The 646-nt window shown below is 48.8% G+C and carries 2 tRNA genes and 1 rRNA gene; all 3 read left to right on the top strand.

Annotated features, from left to right (window positions below):
• Positions 1–115 (top strand): 16S ribosomal RNA (locus tag GT753_RS25655); the annotation flags it as partial.
• A 74-nt stretch (positions 116–189) separates the two neighbouring features.
• Positions 190–266 (top strand) — tRNA-Ile (locus GT753_RS25650).
• A gap of 39 nt (positions 267–305) precedes the next feature.
• Positions 306–381, top strand: a tRNA-Ala gene (locus tag GT753_RS25645).
• The last annotated feature ends 265 nt before the right edge of the window (positions 382–646 follow it).

Raw genomic sequence — 646 nt, 5'->3', positions numbered from 1 at the left:
AAAAGAAGTAGGTAGCTTAACCTTCGGGAGGGCGCTTACCACTTTGTGATTCATGACTGGGGTGAAGTCGTAACAAGGTAACCGTAGGGGAACCTGCGGTTGGATCACCTCCTTACCTAAAGATATTAGTTCGCGTGGCGTGCTCACACAGATTGTCTGATAGAAAGTAACGAGCAGAAATACCTTTATAGGCTTGTAGCTCAGGTGGTTAGAGCGCACCCCTGATAAGGGTGAGGTCGGTGGTTCAAGTCCACTCAGGCCTACCACTTCTCATGAAGTGGAAAAGGTACTGCGCGTGACTGTATGGGGCTATAGCTCAGCTGGGAGAGCGCCTGCCTTGCACGCAGGAGGTCAGCGGTTCGATCCCGCTTAGCTCCACCATATAGTCCGGTATTTCAATACTTCAGAGTATATTGGCGACAGTATGCTGCGAAGTATTTTGCTCTTTAACAATCTGGAACAAGCTGAAAATTGAAACATGACGGCTGAAATTTGTCCCTCCGTAGAAGTATTGGGATAAAGAGTAACCTGTCATAGAGTCTCTCAAATGTTTGCAGCGCGAACGATGGAAACATCTTCGGGTTGTGAGGTTAAGTGACTAAGCGTACACGGTGGATGCCTAGGCAGTCAGAGGCGATGAAGGGCG

The organism is Serratia sp. Z4 (assembly GCF_009900725.1).
GTDB lineage: Bacteria > Pseudomonadota > Gammaproteobacteria > Enterobacterales > Enterobacteriaceae > Serratia > Serratia nematodiphila.
This window is presented reverse-complemented; position numbering and strand designations above follow the sequence as displayed.